This window comes from Candidatus Soleaferrea massiliensis AP7, assembly GCF_000820765.1.
Lineage (GTDB): Bacteria > Bacillota > Clostridia > Oscillospirales > Ruminococcaceae > Soleaferrea > Soleaferrea massiliensis.
This window is the reverse complement of record NZ_CCYH01000006.1, coordinates 1-16,734: the sequence shown is the minus strand read 5'-3', so window position 1 is coordinate 16,734 and position 16,734 is coordinate 1. Positions and strand designations below refer to the sequence as shown.

Annotated in this window: 10 protein-coding genes; 7 read left to right on the top strand and 3 right to left on the bottom strand. The window is 55.5% G+C overall.

Annotated elements, in window-relative coordinates; translation table 11 throughout:
* Positions 1-188 precede the first annotated feature (188 nt).
* Positions 189-455 (bottom strand): hypothetical protein, encoded by a 267-nt coding sequence (locus tag BN348_RS01305; protein ID WP_156136368.1) that lies wholly within the window; start codon positions 453-455, stop codon positions 189-191.
* 18 nt (positions 456-473) lie between these two features.
* Here BN348_RS01305 and BN348_RS13760 point away from each other — a divergent pair, with 18 nt between their 5' ends.
* Positions 474-614: a hypothetical protein gene (locus BN348_RS13760; RefSeq protein ID WP_156136367.1), complete on the top strand. Its 141-nt coding sequence runs from the start codon at positions 474-476 to the stop codon at positions 612-614.
* A 203-nt stretch (positions 615-817) separates the two neighbouring features.
* Here the strand turns inward: BN348_RS13760 and BN348_RS01300 are convergent, their stop codons facing one another.
* A complete protein-coding gene (locus BN348_RS01300) occupies positions 818-1,714 on the bottom strand; it encodes a hypothetical protein (protein ID WP_156136366.1) in 897 nt (298 codons plus the stop codon).
* 306 nt (positions 1,715-2,020) lie between these two features.
* Positions 2,021-2,737: a LytR/AlgR family response regulator transcription factor gene (locus tag BN348_RS01290; protein WP_040195713.1), complete on the bottom strand. Its 717-nt coding sequence runs from the start codon at positions 2,735-2,737 to the stop codon at positions 2,021-2,023.
* Between the two features lie 300 nt (positions 2,738-3,037).
* On the opposite strand from BN348_RS01290, the gene BN348_RS01285 reads away from it, so the two are divergent.
* The 6 genes from BN348_RS01285 to BN348_RS01260 all read left to right on the top strand — a co-directional run bounded on the left by BN348_RS01285 (position 3,038) and on the right by BN348_RS01260 (position 16,470).
* Entirely contained in the window at positions 3,038-5,575 is a 2,538-nt protein-coding gene (locus tag BN348_RS01285) for a glycoside hydrolase family 3 protein (RefSeq protein WP_242844283.1), read from the top strand.
* 623 nt (positions 5,576-6,198) lie between these two features.
* Positions 6,199-7,293: a hypothetical protein gene (locus BN348_RS01280; protein ID WP_040195711.1), complete on the top strand. Its 1,095-nt coding sequence runs from the start codon at positions 6,199-6,201 to the stop codon at positions 7,291-7,293.
* A 439-nt stretch (positions 7,294-7,732) separates the two neighbouring features.
* On the top strand, positions 7,733-8,536 hold the full coding sequence (locus BN348_RS01275) for an alpha/beta hydrolase (protein ID WP_040195710.1): 804 nt from the start codon (positions 7,733-7,735) through the stop codon (positions 8,534-8,536).
* A 71-nt stretch (positions 8,537-8,607) separates the two neighbouring features.
* The gene (locus tag BN348_RS01270) at positions 8,608-9,315 is read left to right on the top strand and encodes a putative ABC transporter permease (RefSeq protein WP_040195709.1); all 708 of its coding nucleotides are present in this window, start codon (positions 8,608-8,610) and stop codon (positions 9,313-9,315) included.
* A 363-nt stretch (positions 9,316-9,678) separates the two neighbouring features.
* Positions 9,679-10,080, top strand: a complete 402-nt coding sequence (locus BN348_RS01265; RefSeq protein ID WP_040195708.1) for a pyridoxamine 5'-phosphate oxidase family protein — start codon at positions 9,679-9,681, stop codon at positions 10,078-10,080.
* A gap of 561 nt (positions 10,081-10,641) precedes the next feature.
* Positions 10,642-16,470 (top strand): putative Ig domain-containing protein, encoded by a 5,829-nt coding sequence (locus BN348_RS01260; protein WP_040195707.1) that lies wholly within the window; start codon positions 10,642-10,644, stop codon positions 16,468-16,470.
* The last annotated feature ends 264 nt before the right edge of the window (positions 16,471-16,734 follow it).

Genomic DNA, 16,734 nt, shown 5'->3' with positions numbered 1-16,734 from the left:
TAACAATATAGCACACGATTACAAAAAATAGACACGGTAATAATAATGTTTCGTGAACAATTTGAAAATTTTGCCGGAGGGTCTGCGTAAAAATCCGGATAATCTGGACGATTTTCCAACAACAAACCGCCCGGCCGTTTGGCCGGGCGGTTTCAGCTTGAAATGCTGCATACCCAGGATTGTCAGCTTCAACCGCAGGAGGTCCAAGACATTGATACGGCCGTTCTGGTAATATCCGCGCTCAGAGCCTGCATCGGGGTGAATCCCGTTTTGCCCAGAATCTGATTTTTCATCAGAAGCAGATCGACGACGCCCGGATTCTCGTTGACGCCGAGATCGCCGAGGACGGACGGCGCGTATTCCTTGACGATGTTCCCGCCGTAGAGGATCTGTGCCTTCATGCCGCTGCGAACATGGGATGCGGCATCCGCCGCGTCGCCCGTTTCATCCACCACGCGGATGGGGCGGCTGCGTTGTCACAAAGGAGTCCGTCCAAAGTATCTTCCGCCGTGGTTCCAAAGCTGATGCCGGAGATGACGCTGGTTTCCGCATCGACGCTGTGCCGCAGCGGCACAGCAACCACCTCCCGCCAAGTGAAACTTGTCAACCAGTGATTTTCCAGATTAAAGAGAATCTCGATTTCTTTGCGGCTTTTTGTCCATTGCCATCATCGCATCAATTTTTGTATGCGTGTATCTCCTCTTTTCCTTAACAATCCCCCTGATGTAGTGACCTTTCCACATCAGGGGGATTTCGTCAATGACCGTTTTTACTGGGGCTGTTCAAGCTATCAGAAGGAGGACTTCCTCTTTTATATTCACACAAGCTGCTGTCTCTGCAGCTTGTTCCGGATGCGCTGTACAAACGCTTCGGCCAGCGTATAGCGCGATGCGTTCACCGGGATGGTGTAATGATCCCCCTGTACGGTTTCAATGCGAATCTGCGCGGATTTCTCCCGTTCAATCTCAATATCCCGGATGTTCTTCCAAAGCAGATAGATGGTCTTGACGTCGTAAACGCCTGAAAAGATCAAGGCGATTCCCTTATCCATTGCACCGATGAAGTATTCCGGCACTGCTTTGCGCTTCGCGCTGGTCTGATGGATGTATTTCATCTGCTTTTTGTCCCAGTAGTAGCACTCCATGTTGGAATCCAGCCGGTATGCCAGCTTGCTGGAATTGAACATCGCATAGCTGTATGCGCTCAGATACTGGCAGGTGCTGTTTTCATTCGTGTAGACGTTCATCTCATAAAACGGCTGGTTTTTCAGCAGGATGTTCAGGATCGGCACAATGTGCTCCTCCTTGACCTTGTTGTACTGGAACTGCTCCTGCAGCACCTCATCCCCCTCTTTGTAGGTCAGCGTCACCTGGCAGTTGAGCAGCGATACCGAATAGTCGACGCGGATAATCCTGTCCGGCGACAAAATTACCTGCTTGACCTTGCGGCCAATGAAATCGGTCTTCAGCAGCATCACCTCATCCTGAAGCCAGCACAGCACATACTCCGGCTGACCGCTGAGCGCTTCCTCCCGCGGGATGTAGGTCAGGTGTTTGACCGGCATCCCTTTCTGAAGCCAGTCCTGCAGATACGGCAGATAGATTTCCGGCAGGTCGGTAAGCTGGTAGATCCGTTTCGGCCAGCTCTGCAGCTTGAATTCCTCCGGCTCCATCCTCTGATGAAAAGCCATCTCGTCTTCTGTTGGCAGGGTCATAATCATCTTTCATCCCTCAATTCTTGTTGTGTTGTCTGCTCTCACTCCTGTCATGTTCAATGGATGTCGTTTGCAAGGTTTTTTAATATCTTATCATATACGTCACTTGTCTTTCAGCAGAATGCCAGCCTTAAAATACCCGTCCTCCATCTTAAAGCACATATCCCATCGCCATGCCGCACAACCGTTTGAGGTCAGCTCCGGCTCTTCTCTCTCAGGATGAGCCGGGCACCGCACCATTCTCAAGCCCGGCTTTATGCCATCGGCACCATATGTATTGGCAGGAACCGCCAAGACGGGACGGATCTATTCGGTCAGCTCCTGGAATTTCTGCTGAACCTCCCTTTCCCGATACCTGCTCAGCGGCAGCTTCTGCCCGGAATCCAGCACCACATTTCGGGATTCGATGCTGAAGATAAACCGGTAGTTCACCAGATAGCTCTTGTGAATACGGATGAATCCATAGGGCATGAGCAGCTTTTCCATATCAGAGAGTTTATAGCGGATGGAAAAATTCCTGCTCTGTGCCACCATGTTCAGATATTTGTCGAGCGACTCGACATAGATGATCCGGCTCGCGTTCAGCCGCAGGCTGACTGTGCCGCTCTGTACGGTGATGTGGCTGTCCTCCCGGCTCTCAAGCATCTCCCCGGCAAGCTGCTCGACCGCCTCATTGAGATCGGCGTCGAAGCTTGCCTTGCGGATGAACCGGAACGGCTTCGCCTGCAGGGATTCGAAGACATATTCCTCCCTGCCGGAAACAAGCAGCAGGAACACCTGTTTGTCGAGCCTGCGCAGGTCCTTTGCAAGCTGCAGCCCGTTCAGCCGCGGCATGTCGATATCCAGAAACAGCGCGTCGTAGCTGTAGCCTGAGAAGATTTTCTCGCGCAGCCTGAGCGGATTATCATACCGGTCGATGACCGTTTCGCACTCGTGCTGCTGAAACTGCGCCTGTGTTTTTTGGGCAATCGACTCGAGTGTCAGCTTCTCGCCGCCGCAGACCGCTACTTTGAATACCGGCATCCGGGAACCTCCTTCAAATTTTTTACTTTATTATAAGTATAGGAGATATTGCACATAAAGTCAAGATGAATCATCCCGCTATTTTACAGGCCGCAGAACATTTCTTATCAAAAATTCATGAAAAAGCGCGTTTTATACGAAATGATTTTGTTTCATTTCGCTATTCGCGCCATGTAATTGCCAGTTGCGCCATGACGCTTGAATTCCCAGAAGCTTCGTGTTAAAGTGAGGGAGAAAAGAGGGTTTACAGGGATCATCCATGAAACAGAAGCATCCTCAAAAGAGAAGGAGGTATTTCATTTGAAACAGAATACGAAAAAAGGCTTAGCGCTTGCTTTGGCCGTGACCTTCGTCGCATCCAGCATGGGACTTTCGGCGATTGCGGACGATACGCCGAAGTACACCATCAAGGACTCCGGTAAAGGCTATATGCTTGTGGAGAACCAGGGCGGCAAAACGCTCGGCTACTCCCCCGATTCCGGTGTCCAGATCCTTGAACAGGACGGTTACGCGTTCAAGGATCTGAACCAGAACGGCGAGCTGGACGTCTATGAGGACTGGCGGCTGGACACCAAGACCCGGGCAACCGACCTCGCCGCACAGCTCGTGAAGGACGGCCGATCCGGCATTGAGACGATCGCCGGACTGATGCTCTACAGCGTGCATCAGACGATCCCGGGCGGATCGATGTACGGCGGCGACACCTATGGCGGAGAAAAGAATGGTGAAGGCGTATATACCGGCGGCCTTCCGTATGCGGACAGCGGCGCGAACGCGTGGGATCTTTCCGATATGCAGAAGACCTTCTTAGACCGCGACAACCTGCGCCATGTGCTGATCACCAGCGTGGAAAGCCCGGAAGTTGCGGCAAAGTGGAGCAACAACGTACAAGCCTTTGTTGAGGGTCTGGGCTACGGCATCCCGGCGAACAACTCCTCCGACCCGCGCCACGGCGCAAGCGGCGCGAACGATGTGGAATATGTGGCGGGACAGGGCGGCAAGATCTCCCTGTGGCCTTCCTCGATCGGCATGGCGGCCACCTTCGATCCGGAGCTTGTCGAAAAGTTCGGCGATATCGCTTCGAAGGAATACCGCGCACTGGGCATCGCGACCGCGCTGTCCCCGCAGATCGACCTCGCAACCGAGCCGAGATGGAACCGCTTCAACGGCACCTTCGGAGAGAACACCAAGCTCGCGACCGACATGGCAAGGGCCTATGTCGACGGCTTCCAGACAACCGAAGGCTCAGATACCGGCTGGGGCGGCAAGAGCGTCAACGCCATGATCAAGCACTGGCCGAGCGGCGGACCGGAAGAGGGCGGCCGCGACGGACACTACGGCTACGGCAAGTTCACGGTGTATCCGGGAGAAAACTTCGATGAACATCTGAAAACCTTCACCGAAGGCGCGTTTAAGCTGAACGGCGGAACCGGCATGGCCTCCGCGGTGATGCCGTACTACACGATCTCCTACAATCAGGACACCAAATACGGCGAAAACGTCGGCAACAGCTACAGCAAATATATCATAGGCGACCTGCTGCGCGGCGAATACAACTATGACGGCGTCGTCTGCACCGACTGGCTGGTCACCGCGGACGCAACCCAGGGCGACATCTTCTTTGAAGGCAAGTGCTGGGGCACCGAGAACCTGACCGTTTCCGAGCGCCATTACAAAATCCTGATGGCGGGCGTCGACCAGTTCGGCGGAAACAACGATAAAGCTCCGGTTATGGACGCCTACGACATGATGGTCGAAGAGATGGGACAGACAGACGCGGACTTCCGTTTCCAGGAATCCGCAAGAAGACTGCTGACCAACATCTTCAACGCCGGGCTCTTTGAGAATCCATACCTCGATCCGGACGAATCGGAGAAGGAGGTCGGCAACTCCGACTATATGACCGAAGGCTATGACGCACAGCTCAAATCGGTCGTCATGATCAAGAATTCCGACGGCGCGATCGTCGAACAGTCCAAGGACAAAAAGAAAACCGCATATGTCGTCGGCATGGAAGACAAGCTCGTCTCCAAGTACTACGATGTAACCGAAGATCCCGACAAAGCGGACTTTGCCATTGTCGCGATGAACGCGCCGCAGGGCGGACAGGGCTATGACAGCGCCGACCTCGCAAAGGGCGGCAACGGATACTTCCCGGTCACGCTGCAGTACAGCAGCTACACGGCGGACACCGCCCGTGAAAAATCCATTGCATCCTACCCGCTGCTTTCCTTTGATAAGGAAGAAAACCGCTCCTATAAGGGCAAAACGGTAGAAATTCAGGAAAACCTTGATGAACTCAAAAAGCTGCAGGATGCCAAGGAAGCGATGGGCGGCAAGCCGGTCATCACCTATGTCAAAGCAACCAACCCGATGGTCTTCTCCGAAGTGGAGCCGCTGTCCGACGCGATCTTAGTCGGCTACGACATCCAGGATCAGGCCGCGCTCGACATCATCTCCGGTAAAACTGAGCCTTCCGGTCTCCTGCCGATGCAGCAGCCGAAGGACATGGAAACCGTTGAGAAGCAGTATGAGGACGTCGGCCAGGATATGGACTGCTACAAGGATGAAAACGGTAACGTCTATGACTTTGCGTTCGGCCTGAACTGGTCCGGACAGATCAAGGACGAGCGTACCCTCAAGTATGCCGGCTTCGGACCGGATAAGGATACCTCCTCCACAAGCTCCGGCAACGCATCAGGCTCCACCTCCAGTAAGAAGAACCCGGGCACCGGTTCCCCGCTGAACAGCTCCGCGGCAGCCGGACTCGGCATGTTCCTGTTGGTCAGCGCAGGCGGCGCGGTCCTGTTCGCAACCAAACGCAAAGCGGACCGTTAACCCCGCAGTCTGATCACCAAGCTCCGATTCTGTTTGCAGATAAGCGGATAGAACGGCAGCAATCACACAGTCAACGGATCGATACCCTTCTTTTCGATCTTTATGCAGAACGGGCGGCACTTAAAGTGCCGCCCGTTCTCAAGCTGGTAATCCCCTAAAAAACCCCTTTTTGCGCTGATTCAAGATTCTTGAATCAGATGAATGACCATCCGATTTGTTTGCCCCTGACTGTCATATCTCCGAATCCATCAGCACCGCAATGAATTTCAGGGCATTTACAAAAGACGTCCGTTAAATGCCCTCAATAAAACAGCCGACCGCCGCGAAAAAATGTGTAATCTGGTAAATTATCGGCAATTTACGGCTAGCCGAAAGATCGGGACACCATGCGTGAATCCTGTAATCGGAAAAGCGTCCTCTGTTATCCTTACAGACCCGCCGGCTATTCGCGCTGTTCCCATGCTGTTTACGCCATCCGGCTTGCGTTTTCACGACAAATATGGTAATATTGTCATCAGGAAAAGGATGATAACGAAGCATTTTGTTGATTGTGACAAAACGCTCTGAAGAACGGCGGATGCCGCTCCCCACTCTGCTTTCCAGATTTTCTAAGGAGGAACCCGATGAAACATCTTAAACAAACAGCGGCTGTCCTGCTGTGCATCCTGACGCTTCTCCCGCTTGGCGCCTGCCGGTCAGGCTCGACGGCGCTGACCGCATCCGGACAGACGATCTCCAGCGGCCTTTACAATTGGTATCTGGTCCAGGCCTACAACGCGGCCTGCGAGCTGAACGGCGGCAAGGAAGGGCTGTTCACGGCACAGCTTGAGGAAAAGGATGCTTCCGCCTGGATACAGGACAAGGCGGTCGAGCTCTGCAAAGAGCATCTGGCAATCGAACAGAAATTTGATGAACGCGGTCTCTCGGTCGGAGATGACGGAGATGAGCTGGTGGAAACCACCGTCAGCCAGTATTGGAAAGCGGCGGGCTATTCCCGCAACTATGAGACACTGGGCGTGGATGAGGAATCCTTCCGGGCTGCGTCGCTGAATGACTATAAACGGGACCAGATCTTCGCGGATATGAAGGCGGAACTGGTCGCAGAACTCACCGACGATCAGCAGCGGGAATACTACCAAAGCCATTACGCCCTGATCAAATTCATTGCGATCCCCTATGACAGCGCGGAAAGCGGCGAGGACGCCGGTAATCCAGAGATGGAAGACGCCGGTAATCCGGAAACGGAAGACACCGGCTATAAAGCGGCTTTTGACGGATATCTGAGCAGGCTCAAAGGCGGCGCGGATTTCGATACGATCATCGACGAGCTTCTTTTGGAGGACGAGCTGATCATGGCCGGAGCGAGCACCTCAAAGACCAGCGAAACCGGCTCGGTCAAGTTCCGTTCCCAGGATGCATACGCTTCGCTGGTGGCACGCGGCCAGAGCGGTTATCCTGCCGCTTTTCTGGACGGGCTGTTCGACAAGGAATACGGCAAGCTGTATACCTATGACGACAGCGGCAACCTGTTCAACATCGCCTATGAACGTCTGGACCTGAACGGCGATACGGTCGCCTTTGACTCCTGCAGGGACGACCTGCAGACCAGGATGGCCCGCGAACGCTTTGAGGAACAGATTGCCGAATGGGCGTCCCAGATCACGGTTGAGGAGAACACCGGCGTGACCAAGCAGAATGTCGAGGAGAAGTTCTCGTAACAGCGTACGGCCCGCGCATGATTTCCAGGGAAAACATCGGCTTCTAAACGCAGTGGATACCTCCCACGAAGACCATCTTCAAACGGCATCATACGTTGCGTACTACGGTTACCCGATTCATAGGATTTTATAAAAGATGGGAGAAGGCCACAGCTGCTGCTGTGGCCTTCTCTTTTCTGTCAATACCTCAAAGCTCCCGCATACTGTCTGCGGGCTGCGGCGTATGGCAGGCACTTTATTATAATAAGGAAGATTCCTCTTGGGATGCCGCATCTTTCTATGCAGGCGCTCGGCCTGGCAAACGGGTATCCGCATCGGCCTTCACGCCAAGTTTACAAAATTAAGTTGAACTCCCTCCTGTTTGCGGATAGTATAGTACATATGTGAAATGGGAAATTTTTATTCCGGCATCATTCTATACAGAGAAGGAAGGGATTCGATGGCATTGATAACCTGCAACTTCTATGCCGCGTCGCTCGGCTTCTGCACCAATGTCCAGGTACTGCTCCCATATGGCAACCATTCGGATGCGGTCAGCCTTGACTGGGGAACGCTTTATCCCAAACAGCCCGCGCTCAAAACGCTCTATCTGCTGCACGGCATGTACGAGGATGAAACCATCTGGGTGCGCAAAAGCAACATTGAACGGTATGCCGCGGCCAAACAGGTCGCCGTGGTGTTTCCGTCGGTGCAGAACAGCTACTATACCAATATGCGCTGCGGCCCCGATTACTTCACCTATCTGACCGAGGAGCTTCCGGCATTCGTCGGCTCGGTGTTCCCGCTCTCCCAGAAACGGGAGGACACCTGTATCGCCGGGCTGTCCATGGGCGGATACGGCGCCTGCAAGGCCGCCTTCAAACGCCCGGATTTATATGCGGCGTTCGCATCCCTGTCCGGCGCACTGGATATCGGCGGCATCGCGGATTATATCGCAAGCGGCGCGGAACAAAGGATGTTTGAAAGCGTCTTCGGTGATCCAGAAGCGGCGCGCGGCGGTCCGGATGATCTGACGACCATCGCCGGACAGGCCAAACAATCCGCTCAGAAGCTTCCCCGAGCCTATTTTGCCTGCGGAACATTGGACCGGCTGTGTTATCCCATGAACCAGCGGATGCTTTCATGCCTCAACGATCTGGGCATCCCCTATACCTATGAAGAAGGCCCCGGCATGCACAACTGGGAATTCTGGGACACCTATATCCAGCGCGCGCTGGACTGGATGTTCCCGGCTGAAAGATAAAAGCAGGCATCACACAGCCGCTTTTCCCTTGCTTTTGACATTCTTACAAGAAGAGAAAGGAAATAGAACTCTTGCATTTAAAATCTGAAAAGACATCCTGCCCGCATCGGCCGTTTGCATCCGGACTCAGCTTTTACAAGCTGTTCTGGATCTTTCTGATCGGCTGTATTCTGGGCGTATACATCGAAATTTTCTGGCAGTTTCTCAAAACCTATCAAATTGAAAACCGCACCGCCCTGGTATGGGGCCCGTTCAACCCGGTTTACGGCTTTGGAGCGGTCGCTCTGACCTTGGTGCTTCACCGTTTTATGGATAAACGCTGGTACTGGATCTTCCTTGCAAGCGCCGTTGTAGGCGGCGCGTTCGAATATCTGTGCAGCGTTGTACAGGAATATGTGTTCGGAACGGTCTCGTGGGAATACAGCGAGGTGCCGTTCAACATCAACGGCCGTACCCACCTGTCGGTTTCCATCCTGTGGGGCGTCCTCGGCGTCTGGTGGATCAAATGGTGCTATCCGCGGCTGTCCCGCCTGATCGAACGCATCCCGGCACGCGTCGGCGTTCCTGCAACCTGGGTTCTGGTTGTCTTCATGGTGGTGAATATAACCGTTTCCGCGCTGGCTGTCGGACGCATGACCCAGCGCCATCACGGTGTTCCGGCCACCAATCCCGTCAGTTCTTTTTTAGACCGGCAGTATTCCGACGACTTTATGGAAAAGGTGTATCCCAACATGTTTTTCGCCGATGAGACGCGGCCGCAAAAGGTCCGGGAACATTAGCGAGGCTTCCGCTTGGCCGCCATCCTTTCTCCGTACAGAAAGGACGGCGGCTATTGTGTTGACATTCTTCCTCAATTCTGAAAGAATGTCAGCTATTGTATTGTCATCAATCCTTATCAAATCTGCATGGGAGGTCGTTTCGGGAAAGCCGCAGATCTCCGCCTGAAAACCGGCTGCGGTTAAACAATAAACGCCGCTTTTCGAAACATAAGACGGAGCGGCGCCGTCTTTTTAAAAACAATTGTCCTGTCAGGACATCTGTTTCAGCAGACACGCTTTACAAATGGACTGTGATGCTCTATGATGAGGATAGAAGATGCCATCCATAAAACAGCGCACGCTGTCCCGAAAGGAGAAATGAATATGTTGGATTATCAGTCGATCCTCGCAAAATATCCCAACGGCGTTCTGGCCACAGTGGAAAACACAAAGGCCAAAACCCGCGTCTTTCAATATCTGTTTGGCGACGGAAACAAGGTGTATTTCTGCACGAGCAGTGAGAAAGCCGTTTACCGGCAGCTGCAGGACAATCCCTGCTGTTCGTTCTGTACCTATGCGCCGGACTTCTCTCCGGTGCTGTCCGTAAACGGGAAGGCGGTCTTTGTGGACGATATGGAACTCAAAGCCCGCGCGCTGGATGAGAATCCCGGTATCAAAAGCATTTATGGCAGCGCGCAGAACCCGGCGTTCCGGATTTTCTACATCGATGCTGAAGAGATTGAGACCTTCAGCTTTGCCGACGGACCGCAGACATTCCAGATATAATTATGAAACAGAAACAACCGGGGCGCCAGACAACGCTCCGGTTGTTTCTGTTTACGGCAGCTTCCGTGTACGTTTGATCGGATATGCAGTAGACCGCCGGTCCGTCCACAATCTTCAGAATATTTACAGGAGACATCACCATGTGAACCATTCTTTTTAAGACATCATGAGAGATTTTTACAAAACACCTCTCAGCCTGATTTAAAACATATCCCATTGGTTCTTTGTCTTCTAACGTCAATATCAGCCATCCGCCCGCCATTTCCGGGCTGATACCGGTTATATACACAGAACCCGATATGATGCCGCATGAAACTCCACAACAGCTTCTGGCAACTGTGCACAAAAAACGATTCCATTTTTCTCGTTTCAGACATATTGATTCTGTAATTCCGAAATGGTATTATAAAATAGACAATTTATCTTTTCATTGTATTGACAATTTGGCAAGCTGTTCTGTTGTACACAGCATATCGCCTATAAAACCAGAATGGCTGCCGGAAAGGAGAACAAAGCGATTCAGAAAAGAGAATACTGTTTTAAAAGAGAAAGGATCACACTATGAACAAATGGAAAAAACTTGTGAGTACGATTTGCGCCGTTGCCATGCTGGTCACCACCATTCCGGCTGGCCTCTCCGCCAGCGCCATAGACGGCTCCGTCAAGATTGAAGCGGAAACCGGCTACATGGTTGACCGGGACGGCAACCGTCTGGATCGGAAGCCTTCTACAGACGATAAAAATGCCAGCGGCGGCGCTTATTACGGAAATTTTGACGTCGGACAGCGCAGAGGGCTTGTCCTGGAAAATGTCACCGACACAAAAAAGACCTCCATTGCCATCAAGTATGCCACCAGCGGCTACAATGGTACCTTTGACATCTATCTGAACGGGGCCAAGCAGGCTTACAAGCTCGGCTTCACCAACACCAAGGGCTGGTACATGGACAAGGGCACCACGGTCTCCGGCTGTATCGATATTCCGGCCGGCGCGGACATCAGAATTGTGCCGAGCGATCCCGCCAACATCGACTACATTGTGCTCGGCGATGAGACCGATCTGCCGCCGATCGCCTTTGAAGGAGACTTCTTCCAGATCGAAGCGGAGTCCGGCTATCTCGTCAACCGGTATGGGGAGAAGCTCGACCAGAAGCCCGCTACCGACGACCCGAACGCCAGCGGCGGCGCTTACTACGACCACTTTGATTCCGGCGAACGCAAGGGCCTGGTCCTGCAGAACACCAGCGGCGAGGACAAGCTGTCGATTTCCATCCGCTATTCGTCCTACAACAGCGGCACCTTCGACATCTACCTCAACGGTTCCCGCAAGGCCCGCCAGCTTCCTTTCACCAGCACCGGCGCATGGACGATGAACAAGGCCACCTTTGCGGCGGGCCGCATCGACATCCCAGCCGGCGCGGAGATCAAAATCGTGCCGAGCGAGGCGGCCAACATCGACTACATCGTCGTCGGCAAGGACGCGAGCCTGCCTGAGATTCCGGGCGAGGTCGTCTCGAAGGAACAGGCGCTCGCAAGGCAGATGGAGACCGAAAGCATCGTGCTCGCGCAGAACGACGGCGTCCTGCCGCTTTCCACCGATACCAGGGTCGCGGTATTCGGCCGCGGACAGCTTGCCCCGACCACGGGCGGCGGCGGTTCCGGCGCGGTCAACGGCTCGTACACCTCCACCTTTATCGACGGCCTGACCGAACTGGACATCCGTCCCTGCCAGGAGCTTTTAGACTACTATCAGGAACGCGTGCATTCCAAAACCGACATCGACCACGGCTGGAATACGGGCACGGATTACCCCGGCGAATGGGGCAGCCCGGTCTACTCCGGCACAAGCTGGTCGCAGTCCGCCGGCGTCAACACCCCGGACGTCAAGCTGGACGGCGGAAAAATCCTCGACGACGGCATTGTCGCGAGAGCCGCCCAGGAAAGCGACGTCGCCATCGTCTACATCACCCGCACAACCGGCGCGGAGGAGATGGACCGCATCAAGCAGCCGGGCGACTGGTATCTCGACCCGTCCGAAAAGGTGCTGCTCCAGCAGGTCACCGATAAATTTGACAAGGTGGTCGCCATCCTCAGCGTCAACGGCCCGATCGACATGTCCTGGGTGCGGGAATACGGCATTGACTCGGTGCTGATCTCCTACGCAAGCGGTTCGCAGAACGGCTACGCGATGGCGGATCTTGTATTCGGCCTGCAGAACCCGAGCGGTAAGCTGGCCGACACCATCACCGAAACCTATGAGGAGCATCCGACCGCCGACACCTTCGGCTATGTGACCTATGCGGACATGGGCCTTACCGGCAGCAAAAACAATGCCGCGTTCGGCGACGACGACCCGGTGTCTACCTATCTTGAAAACATCTATGAGGGCTACCGCTACTTCGACACCTTCGGCAAGGATGTCCTGTACCCGTTCGGAAGCGGCCTGTCCTATTCCGATTTCAACTTCAACGACCTGTCCGTTGCGCTGAACGCGCAGGACAAAAGCATCACGGTCAGCGCGACGCTCGAGAACGTGACCCAGGACGCCTCCGTCGTGCCGGGCAAAGAGGTCATGGAGGTCTATGCGAGCATCCCGAACGGCAAGCTCGAACAGCCTTACCAGAAGCTTGTGGACTACCAGAAATCCGATGTGCTCTCCGCCGGCGAAAGCCAGCGCATGAGCATCGACATCCCGCTCAAGGACCTGGCCTCCTACGATGAGGAGCGCGCGGCATACATTCTGGAGCCGGGCACCTACTATCTGCGTGTCGGTTCCTCGTCGCGCGACACCCACATCGCGGGCGCGTTCGAGATTGAAGACACCATTCTGGTCGAACAGCTGACCAACCGGCTCACCCTGTCCGACGACGCGAAGGCGCTGTTCGAAAAGGAAGCGCTCAGCAACAAGGACGCCGCCCCGATCACCTATGCCGGCGAAGCCGAAGAGATGAAGAACGCTTCCGAAAACGCGTTCATCGTGACGGCTCAGAACGTCGAGGTCAGCCTGGCAGCGCCGGCCGTCACCGAACGCAGCTTCCGGCAGCTCCCGGCTGACGAACCGGTTCATAAATTCTCCGAGGTTCAGTCCGGCGACATCTCGCTGGAGGACTTCGTCTCCCAGATGACCGACGACGAGCTGATCACGCTGCTGGCAGGCAGCGCGGGCCGTACCGACGGCACCTCCTGCTACACGGACGACACCGCGATCCCGAACAACTACGGCACCAAGAACGGCGGCATCTCCGGCGCGGGGCTCTCGCGCAACATCCAGCGCTTCTCGATTCCGTCCCTGACCTATGCGGACGGCTCCGCAGGTATCGGCTACAACGCCATCTCCGGCGTGCGCGACAAGAACATCGGATGGCCGAGGGCCGCCAGCGTCGCCTGCATCTGGAACAAGGACCTGATCCGGGAATATGCGGTTGAGATGGGCAAGGCGATGGTCGACATCAACGTCGATATCTGGCTTGCGCCGAGCATCAACCTGCACCGCAACCCGCTCAACGGACGCAACAACGAATACTACTCCGAGGACCCGATTCTGTCGGGCATCACCGCTTCGGTCGTGGCCGAAGGCGTCGCAGAGAGCGGCGTGACGGTCTGCCTGAAGCACTTTGCCGGCAATGACCAGGAGTACTATCGGCGCGGCGTCATCAATGATACGACTGAAAAGAACGGCACCAGCCGGGATGCGATCAACGTGATCTCCTCCGAGCGCGCACTGCGCGAAATCACGCTGAAGCCGTTTGAAATGGCGGTCAAGACCGGCAAGGTCATGAACGTGATGTCCGCCTTCAACAAGGTCAACGGACAGTACTGCGCATCCAGCTCGGAGCTTCTGACCGACATCCTGCGCGGCGAATGGGGCTTTGACGGCTTCGTCGTGACCGACTGGGGCGATTTCGACGTCATCGCGCACGAGGGCCAGGCACTGGCCGCCGGCAACGACATGAACATGCCGGGCTACCACGGACGCCACCGCATCAGCGACCAGTACCGCGAAAGCCTTGCAAACGGCGATTTGACCCGTGCGCAGATGCAGCGCAGCGCCTACGACTTCCTTCATACGCTGAATCAGAGCGTGCTCTCCTCCATGCCTGGAAAGCACAGATTCGCCGATAACCTTTCAATCCTGTCCACCACCCTGCCCGAAGCGCGGATCGGCTATGACTACGCCGAGAGCAAACGCAATCCGCTGATCGCATCGGGCGGCAAGGGCACCTCGTATTCCTTCAGGCTGGCCGGCGATTCGCCGTCGCAGCTGCCGGAAGGCATCACCCTGCTGCCGAACGGAACCCTTTCGGGCAAGCCGGCATCCGGCACCGAGGGCAGCTACAGCCTGAAATTTGAAGTCATCGACAATACCGGCGCGTCGGCCGCAAAGCAGCTGACGCTGACCGTCAAGGGCGAGCTGAGCATCCAGCCGCAGAAGCTGGCGATTGTCAAGCTCAACCAGCCCTATGAACAGAAGCTCACCGCAGTCGACGCGGGCTGCAATACAGTGGACGCCGTGTTCACCACCTCCAGCAAACTGCCTGCGGGCCTCACCCTTTCGGAAGACGGCACACTCAGCGGAACATGCACCGACATCGGTTCCGGCAGCTTCCCGATCACCGTTTCCGTCGTCTCAAAGGACGGCGCCAAGACCGGCAGCGCCGATTTCACGCTCGACGCGATTGCAAACGCCGTGACAATCACAACAGAATCGCTTACGGATGCATCCATCGGCAGCTTCTACAGCCAGTCCCTGGCCGCCGCGGGCGGTGTGCAGCCGTACAGCTGGACCGTGGACGCCCTGCCGGAAGGCTTTGTCTTCGATGGAACGGCCATTCGAAGCGGCGTCCTGAGCGGCGGCAAGTTTATCGAAGGCTCCGTGCCGAAATCCGCCGAGGGCATCTACGACATTCGCGTCACCCTGACCGATGGAATCGGCGACAGCGACGTCAAAACGCTGACCCTCAAGGTCGGCAGCCCGGATGAAACCGCCTTCATGATCACCACCGGCAGCCTGCCGCAGGGCAAGGTCGGCACCACCTATGAAGCGCCGAAGTTCACAGCCCGCGGCGCTGCGGGCCGTGTCAGCTATTCGCTCGACGCGGACAGCGACGTCCTGCCTGCCGGCCTGACACTCAGCGAAGACGGCACGCTCTCCGGCACCCCGACGCTGACGGTTTCAGGCGTCTACCGCATCGTCGTCAAGGCTGAGGATGAAGCGGGCAGCACCTGCTCCAAGGCTTATCAGCTCTACATCGCCGGACAGCTCACCCCGCAACCCGCAGCCTACAGCGTGCTGGGCGCGGAGGAGCAGAAGAACTTTAACCAGCGCTTCACCGCATCCGGCGGCTACAGCAGCGAATACAGCTTCGCGCTTTCGCCGATGAGCGATCCGCTCCCGGCAGGCCTTACGCTTACCAGCGACACCACCGGCATGACCATCTCCGGCACGCCCGCAGCCGGCACACGCGGCACCTACAATCTGCTGGTTGTCATGGATGCGGCGGAATTCGGCGGCAACCCGGTCACCAGTGTGATTCCATATACCCTGAAGGTCAGTCCTGAAAAGATTAACCTTGCGCTGAACAGACCGGTTTATGCCAGCTCCTACCTTGATCTGCTGCCCGAATGGGCCGTGGACGGCAATATGTCCTCCCGTTGGTGCAGCCACTGGCAGGAAGGCGATGTCGACGATGCCTGGCTGACCGTCGATCTCGGCGCAGTCTACGACATCAACAGCGCGGTCATCCATTGGGAAACCGCATATGCCAGCGAATATGTCCTGCAGGTTTCGGATGACAACGAGCATTTCACGAATGTCGACGTGCTCGGCCGGAGCTACGATGGACTGAACCACACCTGGACCATCTCGGCCAAAGGCCGCTACCTGCGGATGCAGAGCATCAAGGCCGCGACCAAGTGGGGTTCCTCGATCTACGAATTCCAGATCTACGGCACACCGGCCGAAGCGCCGGAGCTTTCGATCACCTCCGAACGCTACACCGTCGATGAGGAACAGCGCATCATCTCCGGCATCAGCTTTGGAACCACGATCGAAGATACTCTCGCCGGACTCTTCTGTGACGACGAAACCGCCGCCATTCGCATCGTGGATGAAGCGGGCAATGCAGTGGATGCCGTTTCCGATGTCCGCAGCGGCATGAAGGCGCAGATCCTTTACGGCGGAAAAGCCGTCAAGGAATATGCGCTGTCGGTCCTCGGAGATCTCGGCGTCAGTGAGAATCTGGGTGTCATCGATCTGCTCCTGCTGAAAAATCAGATCCTGGGCAAAACGGAGTTCACCCCGATACAGGCTCTGAGCGCGGATATGGACCAGAACGGCCGTATCAACGTCTTGGACCTTCTGCGGCTGAAACTGATGATCTTGGGCATGTAACAAGCATTTGTAAAAAGGCCGCCCGGCGTTTGCCGGGCGGCCTTTCAGTTTGTCCTGATATGCCGCATGGCGGTGTCTTGGCTTTGTTTATACGGTTCTTCTAAAGGGTTGTTGTTTCGCTGCAGCGCAGCGGTATTCTTATGTTTACCAAGAACCACTTGGCAAAGTGGAAGTTCTTCTTTGCGCGGCCAGAGAAGAACCAAGAAAGGCCGCCAAAGGGGGCATGCCGCTTCGGTACAATGATAATGGACGTCATTCCCCCTT

Excerpts from the sequence above, each read along its gene's own strand:
- BN348_RS01265 (WP_040195708.1), top strand. The coding sequence starts at position 9,679 with ATGTTGGATTATCAGTCGATCCTCGCAAAATATCCCAACGGCGTTCTG.
- BN348_RS01280 (WP_040195711.1), top strand. The coding sequence starts at position 6,199 with ATGAAACATCTTAAACAAACAGCGGCTGTCCTGCTGTGCATCCTGACG.
- BN348_RS01290 (WP_040195713.1), bottom strand. The coding sequence starts at position 2,737 with ATGCCGGTATTCAAAGTAGCGGTCTGCGGCGGCGAGAAGCTGACACTC.
- BN348_RS01275 (WP_040195710.1), top strand. The coding sequence starts at position 7,733 with ATGGCATTGATAACCTGCAACTTCTATGCCGCGTCGCTCGGCTTCTGC.
- BN348_RS01260 (WP_040195707.1), top strand. The coding sequence starts at position 10,642 with ATGAACAAATGGAAAAAACTTGTGAGTACGATTTGCGCCGTTGCCATG.
- BN348_RS01300 (WP_156136366.1), bottom strand. The coding sequence starts at position 1,714 with ATGACCCTGCCAACAGAAGACGAGATGGCTTTTCATCAGAGGATGGAG.